At 69.5% G+C, this 21365-nt stretch carries 19 protein-coding genes and 1 pseudogene; 7 read left to right on the top strand and 13 right to left on the bottom strand.

Translation table 11 applies throughout. The features are described from left to right. Positions 1 to 71 precede the first annotated feature (71 nt). The 3 genes and pseudogenes from FFS10_RS15760 to FFS10_RS23545 all read right to left on the bottom strand — a co-directional run. Entirely contained in the window at positions 72 to 407 is a 336-nt protein-coding gene (locus FFS10_RS15760; protein WP_137895427.1) for a YegP family protein, read from the bottom strand. Positions 408 to 501: 94 nt separating this feature from the next. Beyond that, entirely contained in the window at positions 502 to 1656 is a 1155-nt protein-coding gene (rodA, locus tag FFS10_RS15765) for a rod shape-determining protein RodA (protein ID WP_171016099.1), read from the bottom strand. 141 nt (positions 1657 to 1797) lie between these two features. Next, positions 1798 to 2184 (bottom strand): annotated as a pseudogene (locus FFS10_RS23545) (histidine kinase); the annotation flags it as partial. A 155-nt stretch (positions 2185 to 2339) separates the two neighbouring features. On the opposite strand from FFS10_RS23545, the gene FFS10_RS15770 reads away from it, so the two are divergent. From FFS10_RS15770 to ruvC, 7 genes are all read left to right on the top strand, one after another. Then, entirely contained in the window at positions 2340 to 4397 is a 2058-nt protein-coding gene (locus tag FFS10_RS15770; protein WP_137895429.1) for a carboxypeptidase regulatory-like domain-containing protein, read from the top strand. A gap of 110 nt (positions 4398 to 4507) precedes the next feature. Then, complete coding sequence (locus FFS10_RS15775; RefSeq protein WP_137895430.1) at positions 4508 to 5092, top strand: YqiA/YcfP family alpha/beta fold hydrolase; 585 nt, start codon at positions 4508 to 4510, stop codon at positions 5090 to 5092. A 38-nt stretch (positions 5093 to 5130) separates the two neighbouring features. After that, positions 5131 to 7194: a ribonuclease catalytic domain-containing protein gene (locus tag FFS10_RS15780; protein ID WP_137895431.1), complete on the top strand. Its 2064-nt coding sequence runs from the start codon at positions 5131 to 5133 to the stop codon at positions 7192 to 7194. Beyond that, the gene (locus FFS10_RS15785) at positions 7191 to 8054 is read left to right on the top strand and encodes an energy transducer TonB (protein ID WP_137895432.1); all 864 of its coding nucleotides are present in this window, start codon (positions 7191 to 7193) and stop codon (positions 8052 to 8054) included. Before FFS10_RS15780 ends, FFS10_RS15785 begins: the two co-directional genes overlap by 4 nt. Positions 8055 to 8077: 23 nt before the next feature. Continuing rightward, on the top strand, positions 8078 to 8920 hold the full coding sequence (aroE, locus tag FFS10_RS15790; protein ID WP_137895433.1) for a shikimate dehydrogenase: 843 nt from the start codon (positions 8078 to 8080) through the stop codon (positions 8918 to 8920). A 19-nt stretch (positions 8921 to 8939) separates the two neighbouring features. Next, the gene (mtgA, locus tag FFS10_RS15795) at positions 8940 to 9668 is read left to right on the top strand and encodes a monofunctional biosynthetic peptidoglycan transglycosylase (RefSeq protein ID WP_137895434.1); all 729 of its coding nucleotides are present in this window, start codon (positions 8940 to 8942) and stop codon (positions 9666 to 9668) included. 18 nt (positions 9669 to 9686) lie between these two features. Next, entirely contained in the window at positions 9687 to 10235 is a 549-nt protein-coding gene (gene ruvC / locus FFS10_RS15800; RefSeq protein ID WP_137895435.1) for a crossover junction endodeoxyribonuclease RuvC, read from the top strand. A gap of 10 nt (positions 10236 to 10245) precedes the next feature. Here the strand turns inward: ruvC and FFS10_RS23020 are convergent, their stop codons facing one another. The 10 genes from FFS10_RS23020 to FFS10_RS15845 all read right to left on the bottom strand — a co-directional run bounded on the left by FFS10_RS23020 (position 10246) and on the right by FFS10_RS15845 (position 21364). After that, positions 10246 to 10422 carry a hypothetical protein gene (locus tag FFS10_RS23020; protein ID WP_171016096.1) on the bottom strand — a complete coding sequence of 59 codons (177 nt, stop codon included), beginning with the start codon at positions 10420 to 10422 and terminating at the stop codon, positions 10246 to 10248. A 2-nt stretch (positions 10423 to 10424) separates the two neighbouring features. Beyond that, positions 10425 to 11348, bottom strand: a complete 924-nt coding sequence (lpxC, locus tag FFS10_RS15805) for a UDP-3-O-acyl-N-acetylglucosamine deacetylase (RefSeq protein ID WP_137895436.1) — start codon at positions 11346 to 11348, stop codon at positions 10425 to 10427. A gap of 163 nt (positions 11349 to 11511) precedes the next feature. Continuing rightward, a complete protein-coding gene (gene ftsZ / locus FFS10_RS15810) occupies positions 11512 to 12735 on the bottom strand; it encodes a cell division protein FtsZ (RefSeq protein WP_137895437.1) in 1224 nt (407 codons plus the stop codon). A 236-nt stretch (positions 12736 to 12971) separates the two neighbouring features. Further along, a complete protein-coding gene (gene ftsA / locus FFS10_RS15815) occupies positions 12972 to 14201 on the bottom strand; it encodes a cell division protein FtsA (RefSeq protein ID WP_137895438.1) in 1230 nt (409 codons plus the stop codon). 47 nt (positions 14202 to 14248) lie between these two features. Further along, on the bottom strand, positions 14249 to 15040 hold the full coding sequence (locus tag FFS10_RS15820) for a cell division protein FtsQ/DivIB (protein ID WP_137895439.1): 792 nt from the start codon (positions 15038 to 15040) through the stop codon (positions 14249 to 14251). Positions 15041 to 15047: 7 nt separating this feature from the next. Next, the gene (locus FFS10_RS15825) at positions 15048 to 16010 is read right to left on the bottom strand and encodes a D-alanine--D-alanine ligase (RefSeq protein ID WP_137895440.1); all 963 of its coding nucleotides are present in this window, start codon (positions 16008 to 16010) and stop codon (positions 15048 to 15050) included. Beyond that, positions 16007 to 17437: a UDP-N-acetylmuramate--L-alanine ligase gene (murC, locus tag FFS10_RS15830; RefSeq protein WP_137895441.1), complete on the bottom strand. Its 1431-nt coding sequence runs from the start codon at positions 17435 to 17437 to the stop codon at positions 16007 to 16009. The genes FFS10_RS15825 and murC overlap by 4 nt, the downstream gene beginning before the upstream one ends. Further along, entirely contained in the window at positions 17434 to 18498 is a 1065-nt protein-coding gene (murG, locus tag FFS10_RS15835; RefSeq protein ID WP_137895442.1) for an undecaprenyldiphospho-muramoylpentapeptide beta-N-acetylglucosaminyltransferase, read from the bottom strand. The genes murC and murG overlap by 4 nt, the downstream gene beginning before the upstream one ends. Beyond that, positions 18495 to 19775 carry a putative lipid II flippase FtsW gene (ftsW, locus tag FFS10_RS15840; RefSeq protein WP_137895443.1) on the bottom strand — a complete coding sequence of 427 codons (1281 nt, stop codon included), beginning with the start codon at positions 19773 to 19775 and terminating at the stop codon, positions 18495 to 18497. The genes murG and ftsW overlap by 4 nt, the downstream gene beginning before the upstream one ends. Continuing rightward, positions 19772 to 21364, bottom strand: coding sequence for a Mur ligase family protein (locus FFS10_RS15845; RefSeq protein ID WP_137895444.1), 1593 nt, complete (start codon positions 21362 to 21364; stop codon positions 19772 to 19774). Before FFS10_RS15845 ends, ftsW begins: the two co-directional genes overlap by 4 nt. Position 21365 lies beyond the last annotated feature (1 nt).

Raw genomic sequence — 21365 nt, forward strand, 5'->3', positions numbered from 1 at the left:
GGCAGGGAAGCGCGCGGCCCGCCACGAAAAAAAGGGCAGCATCGCCCCTCTTGGCGCCGCGCGGCGCAGGCTCAGGCCGCCTGGTCGTCGACGGCGGCGCCCGGGCCGTGGGTCTTGCAGGACGCGATACCCTCGTCGCGCGCCTTCTCGCCCGAATACATCTGGCTCTGGCCGATCACCTGGCCGTTGCCGGCCTTGAGCGTGAAATAGGGCGATCCGTCCTTGCCGACCAAGCGTCCGTAGCGCAGGTCCGCAGCGGCATTCTTCTTCACCGATTCGATGCCATTGACCGCGCTGGGCTTGGATTCGTACATCTCGCTGGTCAGAATGGTCTGGCCGTTGTCTGCATGCAGTGTGAAAAAGAACTTCTCGTTCTTGGACTTCTTGAGCTCGAACTTGCCTGCCATGAAACGCTCCTCTGGTTGCCAAAGCACGGTTGGCCCGCGTTTTTTAACCCGGCGCCCGGTTTCGTGCAACGCCGGCTTGTTACAAAAGGCTCGTTCAGGTCTGCACCAGGCGCTTGGACTTGGCGATCGACATCAGGATGCCCAGGCCCAGGCCCAGGGTGACCATGGCCGTGCCGCCGTAGCTGATGAAGGGCAGCGGCACGCCCACCACGGGCAGGATGCCGCTGACCATGCCCATGTTGACGAAGGCGTAGGTGAAGAAAATCATGGTCACGCTGCCGGCCAGCAGGCGGGCGAACAGCGTGGGCGCCTCCAGGGCAATGGTCAGGCCGCGCAGCACCAGGAAGACGAAGGCCGCGATCAGCGCCAGGTTGCCGACCAGGCCGAACTCCTCGGAAAACGCGGCGAAGATGAAGTCGGTGGTGCGCTCGGGAATGAACTCCAGGTGCGTCTGCGTGCCCTGCATGAAGCCCTTGCCGAACACTCCGCCCGAACCGATGGCGATCATGCCCTGGATGATGTGAAAGCCCTTGCCCAGCGGGTCGCGCGTGGGGTCCAGCAGGGTGCACACCCGCTGCTGCTGGTAGTCGTGCAGCACGGGCCAGCGCACGCCCTCGGCGCACAGACCGGGCTCGAAGACCACCAGCAGCGCCATGCCCACCAGCCCCAGCAGCACCGGCGGCAGGATCAGCTTCCAGCTCAGGCCGGCGAAAAAGATCACGGCCAGGCCGGCCGCCAGCACCAGCAGCGAGGTGCCGAGGTCGGGCTGCTTCATGATCAGGCCGACCGGCAGGGCCAGCAGGGCGCCGGCGACCAGGAAGTCGAGCGGGCGCAGCTGCCCCTCGCGCTTCTGGAACCACCAGGCCAGCATCAGCGGCATGGCGATCTTGAGGATTTCGCTGGGCTGTATGACCACCCCCACGTTGACCCAGCGCCGCGCGCCCTTCTTGGTGATGCCGAACAAGGCCACGGCGATCAGCAGGGCCACACCCAGGGTGTACAGCGGCACCGCCAGCAGCATCAGCCGCTGCGGCGGGATCTGCGCCACCACGAACATGATGGCGCCGGCGATCAGCATGTTGCGGCCATGGTCGAAAAAGCGTGTGCCGTGGTCGTAACCCGAGGAATACATGATCAGCAGGCCCGCGCAGGCCAGCAGGAACACGGCGAAGGCCAGCGGGCCGTCGAAGCCGCGCAGGACCAGGGAGGCTCGCCGCCAGAGCGAGGGTTTTTCAATGATGGCCACCATGGCCTCGATTATCCCGCGCGGGCGGAAACCTCCCGGGGAATGCGGATGTCGACGCACCGTGCGTCCGGGCGCGCTGTGCAGCGTCAAGCGTGCGCCGATCGCGCCGGCGCGATCGAGCAGGGAGAGCAGCCCCTTGCGCGGAGGCGCCTGCACGTCGAAGCCCCGGCCGTTGTCGATGATGCGCAGGCTCACGCTGCCCTGCGCCATGTCGGACTCGATGCGCACCACGCCGGCTTGGGCATGCTGCAGCACATTGGACAGTGCTTCGAAGACCATGAACTGCAGGTGGCGCATGGTCTGCGCGTCGATCGAAAGCTTGAGCTGGTCCAGCGAGTCGCGCAGGGTCTGCAACAGCTCGACCAGGCTGGCCTTGCCCGACTGCAGCTGGCGGATCGCCGCGCTGATGTGCGAGCCCACGCCGTCGTGCATGTCGCGCAGGATGCGCGCGCGCTCGGCCGCGCGGGCCTGGGCACTGGCGCGGCGAAAACGCGTCACCACGATGCCGCCGAGCGTGAGGCCGAACAGCACGGACGAATAGCGCAGGTAGGTGTCGCTGCCGAAGGCATCACCGAAGCGCCCCCCCTTTATGGGATGCAGCTTGTCACAAATAACGGCCAAATCCTGACCGGGCGAGACCCGGGCATCGCCCGCGGACAGCTTGCAGCCATATCAGGAGAGAACGCATGAAGATGACAACAGCAAAACTTGCATTGGCAATGGCCGGTGCTGCGACGCTCACCCTGTCAGGGTGCGGCGGGGATTCGAGCACGGCCTCCGGCGTCACCATCGCCGGCACCGTCTCCGCCCCAGGAGGGCAAGTCGCCTTCAATCAGCCGACCGACCTGCTGAGCCGGCTCGCCCGGCTCTTCATATCGTCGGCCTTTGCGCAAACCTCGGGCATGTTCTCCGGCGTGGGCGCCGGCGTCGCCGTGAATCTGATCGAAACTGACGCCGCCGGCAACCAGGTCGGCAGCCCCCTGGCGTCGGCAACAACCGATGCAACCGGGGCCTACAGCCTCACAGCCCCGGAAGGATTCACGCCATCGAGCAAATATGTGGTACGCGCCACGGCATCGGGCGGCCAACTCGACGCCATCGTCACCGGCACCACTGTCAACGTGGACCCGGTAACCAACGCCACAACCACCCTGGTGCTGGCCAGCGCAAGCGCGAGCGGTCTTGCCAGTGTCACCACTGCCGAAGTCACCGCAGTCGAGGACACGATCCAAGCCCTCGCCAACGACGGCACAAGCTATGCGTCGGCCACAGAGGCGACCACTCAGCTGAGGGCCAAGGCGCAGGCCGACGAGGAAACCAGCAACATCGTCAGCAGCGTCGTCAGTAGCGGGGTGATCAGCGGCTCGGTAAAAGATGCCAACGGCCAAGCACTGGCGGGCATCAAGATCGTGGCGCGCGACTTCGGCAACTGGGTCACTCGGGCGATCGCCTATACCGACACGACGGGCCAGTACACGCTGAACGTTCCGGCCGGCGACTACATCCTGGGCGCCTTCAACCATACGGGCACCAGCACCGCCGCGAGCGAGTGGTGGACCCAGGATGGCGGCGCGGCCAACCAGTTCAGCGCTGAAAAGGTCGCCGTCGCGGGCAGCGCCGTCTCCACGGACTTCGTGCTGGAACCCGGCGTGCGCATCAGCGGCAAGGTGACGGGCGCAGGCAGCGCCTTGGGCGGCATCAAGGTTCACACCCGCGATGTCACCAGCGACCAGCCCGTTACGGGAACGATGACCGGTCCGGACGGGGCGTTCAGGCTCAACGTGCGCCCCGGCACCTATACCCTCGCGGCGGTGAACACGACCCAACAGCCGTTCGCCACGCAGTATTACGTCGCAGGCGACACCACGGCCGGCACGGCCAGCGAAGCCTCGCCCCTGACCGCGAGCCTGGGAACCGAACTCACCACCAACTTCGCGCTGCCGGCCGGCTACCAGATTTCAGGAAAAGTGAGCGATCCCACCACAGGAAACGTCACCGGCATCAGCGTGCGCTTCTACGACGGCACCGTGCCAGACAGCACCACCGGAGCCTTTGTAAACGGGCTGCGCACGGACCTGCAAGGCCAATATCGCCTATGGCTCGCGCCCAAGGCCAACTACATCGTGCGCACCAGAGGTCAAACACAGACCGCGGACATTTCCTCGGGAATTGTGGTCAAGGACTTCAGCGCCGCCGTCGGGACGGTCACGGCCAAACTGACAGGTCCCGGCGGTCTTGCCGTGAGCCAAGCCAAGGTCGCCGTGTACGACGGCAGCGCAGGCTACCAGGGTTTCGAGGTCAGCAATGCCGACGGGTCGGTGACTCTTTACAGCACCATCAGTCCGGTTCGGGTCGAATTCAAGATCGACAACGGCACAGCGGTTGGCTCCTCGCTCTACAACGGGCAAACGCAGTTTTCGCTGGCCAGCGATCTCAGTATTGTCGTAGGCGGCACGTCGACCGATTTGGGAACTGTGGCGCTGCCCGTTGGCGGCGTGCTTTCCGGAACGGTCAGGGTTGGGGGTGCGCCGAAGGGGAATTACGCTGTTCAACTGAGAAGCGGCGGCAACGCCTTCCCGACGAATCAATTCGTGGCCACCCGTACGCAGTCGGATGGCAGTTATTCGATCAGTCTGCCCTACGGCATCTACAACATCCGCGCCTGTATTCCTGGCAACTGCAGCGGAGCGTTCAGCAGCGTCACCATCAACTCGAGCGCTCACACCAAGGACTTCTCGCTGTAGCGGGCTGGCGCACGTGGCCGGCGGGCGACGGCCGAGGGCTGACAGCACATGTACCGGCGCCGGTCAGTTCTCGTTTCGGCGCCCGGTCTTGCAGCCCCTATGATCGCCCCATGCCCACCACCCACCTGCTCTACCTGCACGGCTTCCGCTCCTCGCCCCAGTCCATGAAGGCGCAAAAGGTCGCGGCGCGGGTGCAGGAGCAGCACCCGGCCGTGACCTGGTGGTGTCCGCAGCTACCCCCCTCTCCGCGTGCCGCCATGGCGGCGATCAGGCAAGGCATCGCGGGCTGGCCGCGCGAGCGCATGGCCGTGGTCGGCTCCTCGCTCGGCGGCTTCTATGCCACCTGGGTGGCGCAGCAGACCGGCTGCCCGGCCGTGCTGCTGAACCCGGCCGTGGACCCGGCGCGCGACCTGGCGCGCCATATCGGCGAGCAGACCAGCTGGCACGACCCCGGGGAGCGATTCTTCTTCGAGCCGGCCTTCGTCGCCGAACTGCGCGCCCTGGAGGCTGGCCCCCTGCACCACCCCGAGCGCTTCTTCGCCGTGATCGCCAAGGGCGACGAGGTGCTGGACTGGCGCGAGATGACGGCCCGCTACGCCGGCGCGCAGATCAAGCTGCTCGAGGGCGGCGACCATGCGCTGTCCGACTTCGACGACCATATCGACCAGGTTTTCGCCTTCCTCGACCTGGCCTGATCCCCGGCGCAGGGGTGGCCCATGGGACAATCGGGCCCATGTTTGCATTGTTTGAAGAAGCCGGAAAATTCCTGGCCGGCCGTGTGCTGTCGGAGGCCGAGGCCTCGGCCCAGGTCGAGCTCGAGTCGGGCAAGCGGGTCAAGGTCAAGGCCGCCAACATCCTGCTCAAGTTCGACAAGCCGGCGCCCGCCGAGCTGTTGACCCAGGCCCAGGCGATCGCCCCCGGCATCGAGCTCGAGCTGGCCTGGGAATTCGCGCCGGACGAGGAATTCGGCTTCGCCGACCTGGCGCGCGATTATTTCAGCGCCGATGCCACGCTGGCCCAGCAGGCCGGCGCCCTGCTGCGCCTGTACGAGGCACCGCACTACTTCCGCCGCGCCGGCAAGGGCCGATTCAGGAAGGCGCCGGCCGAGATCGTGCAGCAGGCGCTGGCCGCGATCGAGAAGAAGCAGCTGATCCAGCAGCAGATCGCCGACTGGGCCGCCGAGCTCGGCGCGGGACGCTGCCCGGCGGCCGTCCGCGAGCAGCTGTTCAAGATCCTGTTCAGGCCGGACAAGAACGCGCCCGAGTACAAGGCCGTGGTCGAGGCCAGCCGCGCCACCCAGACCGCACCCCTGGCCCTGCTGCAGCGCGCCGGCGCGATCGACTCGCCCTACCAGTTCCACTGGCAGCGCTTCCTGTTCGAGAACTTCCCCAAGGGCACGGGCTTTCCGGCGCTGGAGGCGCCCGAGATCCGCGACGAGCTGCCGCTGGCGCCCGTGCAGGCCTACTCGATCGACGATTCGCACACCACCGAGATCGACGACGCGCTCTCGGTCCAGGGCCTGGACACGGGCACCGTGGTGGTCGGCATCCACATCGCCGCGCCGGGCCTGGCCGTGCAGCCGGGCAGTGCCATCGACCAGCTCGGGCGCGCCCGCCTGTCCACGGTCTACATGCCAGGCTACAAGATCACCATGCTGCCCGACGAGGTGGTGCAGGCCTACACCCTGTCCGAGGGACGCGCCTGCCCGGCGGTCTCGCTCTACGTGACGCTGGACGAGGCCACGCTGGAGATCAAGGGCTCCGAGACCCGGCTCGAGCGCGTGCCGATCGCCGCCAACCTGCGCCACGACCAGCTCGACCAGATCATCACCACCGAATGGCTGGAAGACCCCGAGTTCGAGCATGCCGACGGCCACCCGCCCCTGCCCATAGCCCGGCATGAGCTCGCCTTCCTCTACCGCCTGGCCAAGCACCTGAAGGCGCAGCGCGAGATCGTGCGCGGCAAGCCCGAGACCTTCAACCGGCCCGACTACAGCTTTCGCCTGGTCGGCAACGACGGCCAAGTGCCGAGCGGCAGCGAGCAGGTGCTGATCAGCACGCGCAAGCGCGGCGAACCGCTGGACTTGATCGTGGCCGAGGCCATGATCCTGGCCAACAGCCGCTGGGGCCAGTGGCTGGCCGAGCTCGGCGTGCCCGGCATCTACCGCAGCCAGGCCAGCCTGGCGCCGGGGGTCAAGGTGCGCATGGGCACCAAGGCGCTGCCGCATGCAGGCATAGGCGTCAAGAGCTACGCCTGGAGCACCTCGCCGCTGCGCCGCTACACCGACCTGGTCAACCAGTGGCAGATCATCGCCTGCGCGCGCCACGGCCGGGCCGCGGCCCTGGCCGCGCCGTTCAAGCCCAAGGACGCCGAGCTGTTCTCCATCATCAGCGGCTTCGAAGCGGCCTACAGCGCCTACAACGGCTACCAGGCCGGCATGGAGCGCTTCTGGACGCTGCAGTACCTGCGCCAGCAAGGCATAGGCGAGCTGGAGGCCACCACCTTCAAGGAAGGCCCGGGCGGCAGCTGGCTGGTGCGCGCCGAGCACCTGCCCCTGGTGCTGCCGGTGCTCGGCGCCCAAGGCCTGGCGCGCGGCGCCCGGCTGCGCGTGCGGCTGGGCGAGATCGACGAGATCGCGCTGGACCTCAGCGGCACCGTGATCGAGCGCCTGGACAGCGCGGCCCCGCCTGCGGCCGAGGCCGAGGAGGACGAGGAGGAGCCGGCCGCCGGCCCGATCGCGATCGCCGTCGACCTCAGCGAAGCCGACGCCGCCAGCCCCAATAATCCCCAACCGTGAACCTGAGGTTTTTTCGCCAGCTGACCACCCTGCAATGGGCGCTGGGCTTGTCCCTGGCCGTCCATGCGGCGCTGCTCACGGTGCGCTTCGTCGACCCCGAGGGTTTCAAGCGCGTGTTCCAGGACACTCCGCTGGAAGTCATCCTGGTCAACGCCAAGGCCAGCGAAAAGCCCGTCAAGGCCACGGCCATCGCCCAGTCCTCACTGGCCGGCGGCGGCGAGGCCGAGCGCGGCCGCGCGACCACGCCGCTGCCGCCCTCGGCCCTGACCGAGATGGGCGACGCGGCCGAGGAGGCCCAGCGCCGCATCGAGGCGCTGCAGGCCCAGCAGACCCTGCTGATGGCCCAGGTGCGCAGGCAGCTGGCCGCCCTGCCCCCGCCCGACCCGCAGCAGCCCAGCCCCTCGCGCGAGGCCCAGGCACGCGAGGAAAAGCGGCGCCAGCTCCACAAGCTGCTGGCCGAGATCGAGCGGCGCGTCAACGAGGAGAACGCCCGGCCCAAGAAGCGCTACATCAGCCCGGCCACGCGCGAGGAGGTCTACGCGGTCTACTACGACGGCCTGCGCCGCCGCATCGAGGAGCGCGGCACCGAGCAGTTTCCCCAGGCGGCGGGGCGCAAGCTCTACGGCGAGCTGACCATGGTGGTCACCGTCAACCACGACGGCCGGGTGCTGGACGCGGAGGTCGCCGAAACCTCGGGCAACCTCACGCTGGACCGCCGCGCAGCGGCGATCGCGCGCGGCGCCGGCCCCTTCGGCCGCTTCAACGAGGCCATGCGGCGCCGCGCCGACCAGATCGTGGTCGTGTCGCGTTTCCGCTTCACGCGCGACGAGACCCTGGAAACCCGTTTGACTGCGCATTGAGCAAGCATCGAAAAGAGAGACAGATGGACAACTACTGCCTGATGGGCAACCCGGTCGAGCACAGCAAGTCGCCCTGGATCCAGAACCGTTTTGCCGAGCTCAGCGGCGAGCCGGTGCATTACGACAAGCGCCTGGTCCCGCTGGACGGCTTCGCCGCGGCCCTGCAGGCCTTTCGCGACCAGGGCGGCAAGGGCTGCAACGTCACCGTGCCGTTCAAGCTGCAGGCCGCGGCCCTGGCCACCGAGGCCAGCCCGCGCGTGGCGCTGGCCGGGGCCTGCAACACGCTGCGCCTGGACGGCGACCAGATCCTGGCCGACAACACCGACGGCGTGGGCCTGATCAACGACATCACGCGCAATGCCGGTGTCGCGCTGGCCGGCCGCGACGTGCTGCTGATCGGCGCGGGCGGCGCCGGCGCCGGCGTGCTGGGCCCGCTGCTGGAGCAGCGCCCGCGCCGCGTGGTGCTGGCCAACCGCACGGCCTCGCGCGCCCAGGAGGTGGCGGCGCGCCATGCCGCGCTGGCCGCACAGCAGGGCGTGGAACTGCTGGCCTGCGGCCTGCAGGACGCGGCCGTGACCGAGGCCGGCTTCGACCTGGTCATCAACGCCTCCTCGAGCAGCCTCAAGGGCGCCGGCGTGCCGGTGCCGGCCAGCGTGCTGCGCCCCGGCGCCCTGGCCTGCGACCTGATGTACGGCCCGGCCGCCCAGGGCTTCATGGACTGGGCCGCAGCCCATGGTGCCGTGCCGCGCGACGGCCTGGGCATGCTGGTCGAGCAGGCCGCCGAGGCCTTCCGCATCTGGCGCGGCGTGCGCCCGCCCAGCGCCGCCGTGCTGGCCGAGCTGCGCGAGAAGCTGGCAGCAGCCTGAGCCTGGGAGCGCAAGAGGCATGAAAGCGCTGTGGCGCTGGCTGGCCCTGGGGGTGCTCCTGGCCCTGAGCCTGCAGTTGTTCTTCGTGGCCCGCATCGCGCTGATGGCCGTGGTCGACCCGCAGTCCACCGCCTTCCAGCGCTCCGAAGCCTGGCGGCTGCTCAGCGAGAAGGGCCGCCTGCGCTGGCGCCAGCAGTGGGTGCCCTATGCGCAGATGTCGGACCAGCTCAAGCGCGCCGTGATCGCCTCCGAGGACGGTGACTTCATACACCACGACGGCGTGGAATGGGAAGCCCTGGAAAAGGCCTGGGAAAAGAACGCCAAGGCCGAGGCGCTGGCCGCGCGCCGCGCAGCGCAGGCGCGATCGGCGCGCCCGCTCAAGATCGTCGGCGGCTCGACCATCACCCAGCAGCTGGCCAAGAACCTGCTGCTCTCGGGCGAGCGCACCCTGCTGCGCAAGGGCCAGGAATTCATGCTCACCCTGGCGCTGGAGACCCTGCTGACCAAGCAGCGCATCCTGGAGATCTACCTCAACAGCGTCGAGTGGGGCGAAGGCGTGTTCGGCGCCGAGGCCGCGGCCCAGCATTACTACCGCAAGCCGGCCGCCCGCCTCACGGCCTGGGAGGCCGCGCGCCTGGCGGTGATGCTGCCGCGTCCGCGCTACTTCGAGCGCGTGCCCCAGTCGGCCTACCTGGGCCACCGCGCCTCGGTCATCGCGGCCCGCATGGGCGACGCCGTGCTACCCTGAGCGCAAGCTCCATCCCCCATGCGCATCCTAGGCATAGACCCCGGCCTGCAGACCACCGGCTTCGGCGTGCTCGACGTCGACGGCAGCGCGCTGCACTATGTGGCCAGCGGCGTGATCCAGACCACGCGCGAGGAGATGGGCAACCTGCCGGCGCGCCTGAAGGTGCTGTACGACGGCATCCGCGAGATCGCTGCGCGCTACCAGCCCGACGCGGCCTCGGTCGAGATCGTGTTCGTCAACGTCAACCCCCAGGCCACGCTGCTGCTGGGCCAGGCGCGCGGCGCCTGCGTCACGGCCTTGGTGTCCTGCGACCTGCCGGTGGCCGAGTACACGGCGCTGCAGATGAAGCAGGCCGTCACCGGCCACGGCCGCGCCGCCAAGGCCCAGGTGCAGGAGATGGTCAAGCGCCTGCTGCGCCTGCCCGGCGTGCCGCGCCAGGATGCAGCCGACGCCCTGGGCCTGGCCATCACGCACGCGCACGCCAGCCCCTCGATGAACAAGCTGGCCGCAGCCGGCGTGCTGCAGCGCAAGACCAGCGGCATGTACCGCGGCGGCCGCAGCCACTGACGGCCTGAGTTCAGGCCAGGTTCTCGAGGATCAAAACGGCAAAGAAGCCGAACGCCGCGATCAGGGTCCACTTGAGGATGACCAGGCCCATGCGCCGGTACCTGGCCTGGCCCGTACCCGCGTAGAAGGCGAAGGACACGGCCGCTGCGAGCAGCAGCATCAGGACGGCCCAGCGGAACAGCAGCATGCCTACCAGGCGCGCGCGGGCAAGGCGAAGCCCGCCGGGGCCTTTTTCTCGTCCTCGAACGTCACGATCTCGAAGGCGTCGCTGTGCGACAGCAGCTCGCGCAGCAGCTTGTTGTTCAGCGCGTGTCCCGAGCGGAAGGCGCTGTAGGCCGCCAGCAGGGGCTTGCCGATCAGGTAGAGGTCGCCCATGGCGTCCAGGATCTTGTGCTTGACGAACTCGTCGTCGTAGCGCAGGCCCTCGGCGTTGAGCACCTTGTAGTCGTCCATCACGATGGCGTTGTCCAGGCCGCCGCCCAGGGCCAGGCCGTTGGCGCGCATCATCTCCACATCGCGCGTGAAGCCGAAGGTGCGGGCACGCGCGATGTCGCGCATGTAGTTGCCCTGGCCCAGGTCGAACTCGACGCGCTGGCCGGTGGAGTCCACGGCCGGGTGGTCGAAGTCGATCTCGAAGCTCAGCTTGTAGCCGTGGTAGGGCTCCAGGCGCGCCCACTTGACGTTGTCGCCCTGGCCCTCGCGCACCTCGACCGGCCGCAGCACGCGGATGAAGCGCTTGGGTGCATCCTGCAGCTCGATACCGGCGCTTTGCAGCAGGAACACGAAGGACGAGGCCGAGCCGTCCAGGATGGGCACCTCCTCGGCCGTGATGTCCACGTAGAGGTTGTCCAGGCCTAAGCCCGCGCAGGCCGACATCAGGTGCTCCACCGTGTGCACCTTGGCGCCGCCGTTGGAAATCGTCGAGGCCAGGCGCGTGTCCGTCACCGCCAGCGCGGAGATCGGAATGTCGACCGGCAGGGGCAGGTCCACGCGCCGGAACACGATGCCGGTGTCGGGCTGGGCCGGCCTCAGGGTCAGTTCCACCCGCTGGCCGCTGTGCAGCCCGACGCCGACCGCGCGGGTCAGCGTCTTGAGGGTACGTTGCGCAAGCATGGACGCCATTTTAATTTTTTGGCCATTCGGCCGCCCGGACAAGGGGATTGATGGGATGGCAAGCGTCGCGAGCAGGCCGAGGTGAGGCCGAGGCGCGCAGCCGTACTTCGGTACGGCGAGCACCACAGGCCTCAGATCGGTCCGCGCAGCAGCTTGACGCCCATCAATCAGCCTGCTTGCGGAGAAATGCCGGGATCTCGAAGTCGTCCATGCCGCCCGAGGCCAGCGCGTCCACCTTGGCCGCGGCCTGGGTGCGGTTGGTGCGCCACACGCTGGGCACGCTCATGTTGCCGTAGTCGGGCTGGCCGCCGCTGGCCATGCCGACGCCGGAGCCACCCAGGGTGGCGCCCACGCCAGGCAGGTTGAACGGCACGTTGTCGGTGCCGGTGCGCAGCACCTGCAGCGGCGGCGCCGTGCGGCGCTGGCCCTGGCGCGACAGGCCGGTCGCGACCACGGTGACGCGGATCTCGTCGCCCAGGGCGTCGTCGTAGGCCGTGCCGTAGATCACGTGGGCGTCGGCCGAGGCGAAGTTGCGGATGGTGGTCATCGCGGTCTTGGACTCGCTGAGCTTGAGCGAGCCCTTGGCCGCCGTGATCAGCACCAACACGCCCTTGGCGCCCGACAGGTCTATGCCTTCGAGCAGCGGGCAGGCCACGGCCTGTTCGGCCGCGATGCGCGCGCGGTCCGGTCCGTTGGCCAGGGCCGTGCCCATCATGGCCTTGCCGGGTTCGCCCATCACGGTGCGCACGTCCTCGAAGTCCACGTTCACATGGCCGGGCACGTTGATGATCTCGGCGATGCCGCCCACGGCGTTCTTGAGCACGTCGTTGGCATGGGCGAAGGCCTCGTCCTGGGTGATGTCGTCTCCCAGCACCTCGAGCAGCTTCTCGTTGAGCACCACGATCAGCGAGTCGACGTTGGCCTCGAGCTCGGACAGGCCGTTGTCGGCGTTGGTCATGCGCCGGCCGCCCTCCCAATCGAAGGGCTTGGTCACCACGCCCACCGTGAGGATGCCCATCTCCTTGGCCACGCGCGCGATCACGGGCGCGGCGCCGGTGCCGGTGCCGCCGCCCATGCCGGCGGTGATGAACAGCATGTGGGCCCCGCCGATCGCGGCGCGGATGTCGTCCAGCGCCGCCTCGGCGGCCTCGCGGCCCTTCTCGGGCTTGCTGCCCGCGCCCAGGCCGCTCACGCCGAGCTGGATCGTGCGGTGGGCGGCGCTGCGGCTGAGCGCCTGCGCATCGGTGTTGGCGCAGATGAACTCGACGCCCTGGACATGGCGGCCGATCATGTGCTCGACCGCGTTGCCGCCGCCGCCGCCCACGCCGATCACCTTGATCTGGGTGCCCAGATTGAACTCTTCGACTTCAATCATTTCGATGCTCATGTTTCTCTCCTAAATCTGCAGTTGCCTGAATGTCGTGAATGCTTGTTATTGAGGGCTGTCTCAGGACGGCGGGCCGGTGCCTCGCCATCGTCGTTTTCGCGAGGTGGGCGGACTGCCGCGCGCCAGGTAGAGCTTGCGCCACATGTCAGGCCTCCTGCCGGGCCGCCCCAAAGGAGGCCTGGGCCCCCTCGGGGGGCAGCGAATACACGAAGTGATGAGCGTGGGGGCGTTTCACTTCAGAAGTTCCCCACGATGAAGTCCTTGAAGCGGCCGAAGGCGGTCTTCATCGAGCCGTTCTTCTGCGCCACCTTGAAGCCGCGCAGGCGCGCCAGGCGCGCCTCCTCCATCAGGCCCATGACGGTGGCCGCGCGCGGCTGGGCCACCATGTCGGCCAGGGCGCTCGAATACTTGGGCACGCCGCGGCGCACCGGCTTGAGGAAGATGTCCTCGCCGAGCTCGACCATGCCCGGCATGACCGAGCTGCCGCCGGTGAGCACGATGCCCGAGGACAGCACCTCCTCGTAGCCCGACTCGCGCACCACCTGCTGCACCAGCGAGAAGATCTCCTCGACGCGCGGTTCGATCACGCCGGCCAGCGCCTGCTTGGACAGCATGCGCGGCCCGCGATCGCCCAGGCCCGGCACCTCGACCTGCTGCTCGGGGTCGGCCAGCAGCTGCTTGGCGTAGCCCGACTCGACCTTGATATCCTCGGCGTCCTTGGTCGGGGTGCGCAGCGCCATCGCGATGTCGCTGGTGATCAGGTCGCCGGCGATCGGGATCACGGCGGTGTGGCGGATCGCGCCGCCGGTGAAGATGGCCACGTCGGTGGTGCCCGCGCCTATGTCCACGCAGGCCACGCCGAGCTCGCGCTCGTCCTCGGTCAGCACCGCCAGGCTGGAGGCCAGGGGGTTGAGCATCAGCTGGTCCACGTCCAGGCCGCAGCGGCGCACGCACTTGACGATGTTCTCGGCCGCGCTCTGCGCGCCGGTCACGATGTGCACCTTGGCCTCCAGGCGGATGCCGCTCATGCCGATCGGCTCCCTCACGTCCTGGCCGTCGATCACGAACTCCTGCGGCTCGACCAGCAGCAGGCGCTGGTCGGTCGAGATGTTGATGGCCTTGGCGGTCTCGACCACGCGTGCCACGTCGGCCGGCGTGACCTCCTTGTCCTTCACCGCCACCATGCCGCTGGAATTGATGCCGCGGATATGGCTGCCGGTGATGCCGGTGTAGACACGCGTGATCTTGCAGTCCGCCATCAGCTCGGCCTCCTTGAGCGCCTGCTGGATGCTCTGCACCGTGGCGTCGATGTTGACCACCACGCCGCGCTTGAGGCCGTTGCTCGGCGCGATGCCCAGGCCCGCGAGCTTGAGCTCGCCGCCGGGCATGACCTCGCCCACCACCACCATCACCTTTGCGGTGCCGATGTCGAGGCCAACCACCAGATCCTTGTACTCTTTTGCCATAACTCCACCAGTTCCAGGTCCTTGCTTATCTCTGCCCTTGTCTCGCCCTAGGGCTTCTTGGCCGCATCCGGCACCAACGTGGTCACGCCGCGCAGGCGCAGCGCATAGCCGTCGCCGTGGCGCAGGTCGGCCGACTCCACCGAGCTCGGCCGCCGCCCATAGCGCGCCACGACCTGCGTCAGCGTGCGCACGAAACGCTGCACGCGCGGCGCCACCTCCTCGGGCGTGCCGCGCCCGAGCTCGAGCACCGCGCCGCCGTCCAGCTGGGCGCGCCAGCCCCCGCGCGACGACAGCTCAAGTTGCTCCAGCGTGGCGTCGATCGGCTCGAAGATCGGCGCCAGCTGCTGGTACATGCCCAGCACCTGGGCCGACTGGCCCTCGGGACCGCGCAGCCGCGGCAGCGCCTCGGACTCCACGTCGCCCACATTGGCCTCGAACACCTCGCCGAAGCTGTTGACCAGGCGCGAATCGCTCTCGCGCCCCCAGTAGGCCACCGGCTGATGCTCCTGCAGCGCCACGCGCAGGCGGTTGGGAAACTCGCGCTGCACCAGGGCCTGGCGCACCCAGGGCGCGGCCTCGAAGGCCCGGCGCGCCGCCGCCAGGTCCAGGGTGAAGAAGTTGCCGCTGAGCCTCGGCGCCACGTTGGCGCGCAGCGTGACCGCGCTGTTGTGGGCCACGTCACCCTGCACCGTGATGCCGGCGATCGAGAAACCCGGATGACGCAGCAGCCACCACAGGCCCGACGCCAGCCCCGTGACGAGCGCGCCGGCGAACAGGACCGTGGCGGTCAGGTTCATCAGCTTGACGTCGAAAGGGGTGGGCAACGGGGTGGCAGCCATGAATGTCTCAAGCCTCCGGATAGTCCAGCGCAGCGCCTTGCAGCAGCAGCACGCACAGGTCCTCGTAGCTGATGCCGGCCGCGCGCGCCGACATAGGCACCAGCGAATGGCCGGTCATGCCGGGCGAGGTGTTGACCTCCAGCAGGTAGGGCCGGCGCGTCGCGGCGTCTATCATCACGTCCAGGCGCCCCCAGCCGCGGCAGCCGAGCACGCGGTAGGCCTTGAGCACCAGGGCCTGGATCGCCGCCTCCTCGCCCGCGGGCAGGCCGCAGGGCACGAGGTACTGGGTGTCGTCGGTGAAGTACTTGTGCTGGTAGTCGTAGTTGCCCTCGGGCGCGACGATGCGGATCACCGGCAGCGCGCGCGCGCCCTCGCCGGTGCCCAGCACCGGGCAGGTGACCTCGTCGCCCTGGATGAACTGCTCGCACAGCACGTCGGCGTCGAGCTGGGCGGCCTGCTCGACCGCCGCCCACAGGTCCTCGGCCGCCGCGACCTTGGCCACGCCGATCGACGAGCCCTCGCGCGCCGGCTTGACGATCAGCGGCAGGCCCAGCGCGGCCGGCAGAGCCTCGACCTGCCGGCGGTCGTAGGCGCCGCGGCGCAGCAGGCGGTAGGCCGGCGTGGGCAGGCTCTCGGCCAGCCACACGCGCTTGGTCATGGTCTTGTCGATCGCGATGCTGGAGGCCATCACGCCCGAGCCGGTGTAGGGAATGCCCAGCAGCTCCAGCGCCCCCTGCACCGTGCCGTCCTCGCCGAAGCGGCCGTGCAGGGCGATGAAGCAGCGCGCAAAGCCCTCGCTGCGCAGCTCGGCCAGTTCGCGCTCGGCCGGGTCGAAGGCATGGGCGTCGACGCCGCGCGCGCGCAGCGCCTGCAGCACGCCCTGGCCCGACATCAGCGAGACCTCGCGCTCGGCCGAGCGGCCGCCCATCAGCACCGCCACCTTGCCCAGATCAGAAACCGGCCTGCTCATGACCCCTGCCCTCCTTGAACCTGCGGCTGCGCAAGCCGCTCCACCACCTTGGCGGGCACGGCACCGATGGAGCCCGCGCCCATGCACATCACCACGTCGCCGCCCAGCGCGTTGTCGACGATGGCCTGCGCCATGTCGGCGATGTCGTCGACGAACACCGGCTCCAGCCTGCCCGCCACACGCAGGGCGCGCGCCAGCGAGCGGCCGTCGGCCGCCACGATGGGCGCCTCACCGGCGGCGTAGACCTCGGCCAGCAGCACGGCGTCGGCGCCCTGGCCGATCACCTTGACGAAATCCTCGAAGCAGTCGCGGGTGCGGCTGTAGCGGTGCGGCTGGAAGGCCAGCACCAGGCGCCGGCCCGGGAAGGCGCCACGTGCGGCGGCCAGCGTGGCCGCCATTTCGACCGGGTGGTGGCCGTAGTCGTCGATCAGGGTGAAGCTGCCGCCGTCCCTGGCCGGCAGCTCGCCGTAGCGCTGGAAGCGCCGGCCCACGCCCTTGAAGCCGGCCAACGCGCGCTGCACCGCCTCGTCGGGGACGTTGAGCTCCACCGCCACCGCGATCGCCGACAGGGCGTTGAGCACGTTGTGCTCGCCGGCCAGGTTCAACACGATGGGCAGGTCCGGCAGCGTGACGCCGTTGCGCCGCTGCACCGTGAAGTGCATCTGGCCGGCCGCGGCGCGCACGTCGACCGCACGCACCTGGGCGTCCTCGCCGAAGCCGTAGCTGGTGACCGGGCAGGACACCTCGGGCAGGATCTCGCGCACCGCCGGGTTGTCGACGCAGAGGATGGCCGTGCCGTAGAACGGCATGCGGTGCAGGAAGTCCACGAAGGCCTCCTTGAGGCGGCTGAAGTCGTGGCCGTAGGTCTCCATGTGGTCGGCGTCGATGTTGGTCACCACCGCCATCACCGGCAGCAGGTTCAGGAACGAGGCGTCCGACTCGTCGGCCTCGACCACGATGTAGTCGCCGCTGCCGAGCTTGGCGTTGGCGCCGGCGCTGTTGAGGCGCCCGCCGATCACGAAGGTCGGGTCCAGGCCGGCCTCGGCCAGCACGCTGGCGACCAGGCTGGTGGTGGTGGTCTTGCCGTGCGTGCCGGCGATCGCGATGCCCTGCTTGAGGCGCATCAGCTCGGCCAGCATCACGGCGCGCGGCACGACCGGGATGCGCCGCTCGCGCGCGGCCAGCACCTCGGGGTTGTCGGCCTGCACCGCGGTGGAGGTCACGACGGCGTCGGCACCGGCCACATGGGCCGCGGCGTGGCCCACATGGGTCTTGATGCCCAGGCCCGCCAGGCGGCGCAGCGTGGCGCTGTCGGCCAGGTCCGAGCCCGAGATCTCGTAGCCCAGGTTGCGCAGCACCTCGGCAATGCCGCTCATGCCCGAGCCGCCCACGCCGACGAAATGGATGTGCTTGATGGCGTGCTTCATGTGGCCAGCTCCTCGCAGGCCGCCACCACTTCGCGGGTGGCGTGTGTCTTTTCCATGGTCTTGGCTTTCTGGGCGCGCTGCAGCAGCGCGCCGCGATCCGTTGTCTTGAGCATGTCGGCGAGCGTCTCGGCGCTGAGGTCGGCCTGCTGGACCAGCCAGCCGCCGCCCGGCTCGACCAGGAACTTCGCGTTGCCGGTCTGGTGGTCGTCCACCGCGAACGGGAACGGCACGAACAGGGCCGCCGCGCCGACCGCGGCGATCTCGGTCACGGTGCTGGCGCCGGCGCGGCAGACGACGAGGTCGGCGTCGGCGAAGGCCTGCGCCGTGTCGTCGATGAAAGGGGTCAGCTCGGCCTCAACGCCGGCCGCCGCGTAGTTGGCGCGCAGGGCATCGATCTGCTTGGCGCCGCTCTGGTGCAGCACCTGCGGGCGATGCTCCTCCGGCAGCAGGGCCAGGGCCTGGGGCACGATCTCGTTCAAGGCCTTGGCGCCCAGGCTGCCGCCCACCACCAGCAGGCGCAGCGGGCCGCTGCGGCCGGCGAAGCGCACCGCCGGATCGGGCTGGCGCGTGAAGGCGGCACGCAGGGGGTTGCCCACCCATTGCGCCTTCTTCAGCACGTTCGGGAAGGCGGTGAACACGCGGTCCGCCACGCCGGCCAGCACGCGGTTGGCCAGGCCGGCCACCGAGTTCTGCTCGTGCAGTACCAGGGGCTTGCCCAGCAGCACGGCCATCATGCCGCCCGGGAAGGTGACGTAGCCTCCCAGGCCGACCACCACGTCGGGCTTGACGCGCCGCACCACCTGCAGGCTCTGCCAGAAGGCCTTGAGCAGGCGCAGCGGCAGCAGCGCCAGGGTCAGCAGGCCCTTGCCGCGCACGCCGGAAAAGTCGATCGTCTCGAAGGCGAAACCGCGCGGCGGCACGAGCTGGCTCTCCATGCTGCCGGGCGTGCCCAGCCAGTGCACGCGCCAGCCCTGCTCGCGCAAGGCCTCGGCCACGGCCAGGCCCGGGAAGATGTGGCCGCCGGTGCCGCCGGCCATGATGAGCGCGCACTTGGAACTCACAGGCGCCCTCCTCGCATCAACTGACGATTCTCTACGTCGATGCGCAGCACCACCGCGATCGCCACCAGGTTCATCAGGATGGCCGAGCCGCCATAGCTCATCAGCGGCAGGGTCAGGCCCTTGGTCGGCAGCGCGCCCAGGTTCACGCCCATGTTGATGAAGGCCTGGAAGCCCATCCAGATGCCCACGCCCTGCGCCACCAGGCCGGCGAACACGCGGTCCAGCGCGATCGCCTGGCGGCCTATGTGCATGATGCGGCGCGTCAGCCAGAAGAACAGGACGATCAGGCAGACCACGCCGACCAGGCCGAACTCCTCGCCGATCACGGCGAGCAGGAAGTCGGTGTGCGCCTCGGGCAGCCAGTGCAGCTTCTCGACGCTGCCGCCCAGGCCGACGCCGAAGACCTCGCCACGGCCGATGGCGATCAGCGAGTGCGAGAGCTGGTAGCCCTTGCCCAGGGCGTGCTTCTCGCTCCAGGGGTCGAGGTAGGCGAAGATGCGCTCGCGCCGCCAATCGGACGAGGCGATCATCAGGCCGAAGGCCACCACCAGGATGGCCGCGATCATGAAGAACATGCGCGCGTTCACGCCGCCAAGGAACAGGATGCCCATGGCGATGACCGCGATCACCATGAAGGCCCCCATGTCGGGCTCGGCCAGCAGCAGCAGGCCGACCACGCCCACCGCCACGCCCATGGGCAGCACGGCGCGGAAGAAGCGCTCCTTGACCTCCATCTTGCGCACCATGTAGTCGGAGGCGTAGAGCAGCACGGCGAACTTGGCCAGCTCCGAGGGCTGGAAGTTCATGACGCCCAGCGCGATCCAGCGGCGCGCGCCGTTGACGCCCTTGCCCACATGCGGGATCAGCACCGCCACCAGCAGCACGAGCGCAGCCACGAACAGCCAGGGCGCGAGCTTCTCCCAGGTCGCCATGGGCACCTGGAAGGCGATCAGCGCCGCCACGAAGGCCAGCACCAGGGACAGCACATGGCGCAGCAGGAAATGCGTGTGGGCGTAGCGGGCGAAGCGCGGGTTGTCCGGCATCGCGATCGAGGCCGAGTAGACCATCACCAGGCCCCAGGCCAGCAGCGCCACCGTGACCCACAGCAGGGTCTGGTCGAAGCCCAGCATGCGCGCCGGCGTGCTGGGCGTGCGCGCGAACTCCTGGCCGCCGACCCGCACCGGCAGGGCGTCGCTGGCGGCGCGCCTGACGCCCCCCCACAAGCCGCCCCACCAGCCGCCCAGGCGGGTCGCGAGGCCGGCCGTCCAGGCGCTCATGCCTGCCCCTCCAGCGGCACGCCGGCGTCCGCGGCCACGGCGGCCACGGCCTCGCGGAACACCTGGGCGCGGTGCTCGTAGTCGCGGAACATGTCGAAGCTGGCGCAGGCCGGCGACATCAGCACCACGTCGCCGGCGTGGGCGCGCTGGCGCGCCTGCGCGACGGCCTCGGGCAGCGAGGCGGCGTCGATCAGCGGCACGCCGCTGGATTCGAGCGCGGCGCGGATCTGCGGCGCGTCGCGGCCGATCAGCACCGCGGCGCGCGCGAAGCGCGCCACCGGTGCGGCCAGCGGCGCGAAGTCCTGGCCCTTGCCGTCGCCACCCAGGATCACCACCACGCGGCGGTCCGCGCCCAGGCCCTGCAGCGCAGCCACCGTGGCGCCGACGTTGGTGCCCTTGCTGTCGTCGAAGTACTCGACTTCCTCGACGATGCCGACGGGTTCGACGCGGTGCGGCTCGCCGCGGTACTCGCGCAGGCCGTAGAGCATGGGCGCCAGGCTGCAGCCGGCGCTGCTGGCCAGCGCCAGCGCCGCCAGCGCGTTGACCGCGTTATGACGGCCGCGTATGCGCAGCGCGTCGGCCGGCATCAGGCGCTGGATGTGCAATTCCTCCGCCTCGTCCTGCGGTTGAGCGCCGCCGGGCCGCCCCAAGGCGCGAAGGCCCCCCTGGGGGGCAGCGAGCTCGCGAGCGTGGGGGCGTCGTTTCTTGCGGGTTTCGTCGGCCTCCAGGGCGCGCACCAGCCAGGCCATGCCGTTGACCAGCTCGATGCCGTAGTCGCCGGGGCGCTGCGGCATGTCGCCGCCGAAGGTGACGCAGGGCCGTTCGATCGGGCGCTGCAGCTTCACACGCTGTGGCGCAGGCCGCATGGCCATCACGACAGGGTCCTCGCGGTTGAGCACCATCAGCCCCTGCTGGCCGAAGATCCTGGCCTTGGCCGCCACATAGGCCTGCAGGCTGCCGTGCCAGTCCAGGTGGTCCTGCGTGACGTTGAGCACCGTGGCCGCGCTGGGCTCGAAGCCGCCCGCGCTGTCGAGCTGGAAGCTCGACAGCTCGAGCACCCAGACCTCGGGCAACTGGCCGCCGTCCAGGCAGGCGCTGAGCGTGTCGAGCAGCGTGGGGCCGATGTTGCCCGCCACCTGCACCGACTTGCCGGCGCGCGCCACCAGCTGGCCCGTCAGCGAGGTGACCGTGGTCTTGCCGTTGGTGCCGGTGATGGCCAGCAGCTGCGGCGCGTAGCCCTGCCCGGCCTTGAGGTCGGCCAGGGCCTGGGCGAACAGGCTCAGCTCGCCGCCCTCCCACAGGCCCTGGGCGCGTGCGGCCTCGACCACAGTCGCCACGGTGGCGGGCGCCAGGCCCGGGCTGCGGAACACGGCGCGGATGTCCTGGCCTTCGACCAGCGAGGCGGCGAAGGGGCCGCTGACGAAGCGCGCGGCCGGCAGCTCCTGCTGCAGTGCCGCCAGCTGCGGCGGCGCCTCGCGCGTGTCGGCCACCGTCACCGCGGCGCCGCAACGCGCGCACCAGCGCGCCATGGCCAGGCCGGAAGCGCCCAGGCCCAGGATCAGCACATGTTGGTCGCGAAGCTGGTCCATG

This window comes from Ramlibacter sp. 2FC, from assembly GCF_005503345.1.
Lineage (GTDB): Bacteria > Pseudomonadota > Gammaproteobacteria > Burkholderiales > Burkholderiaceae_C > SCMQ01.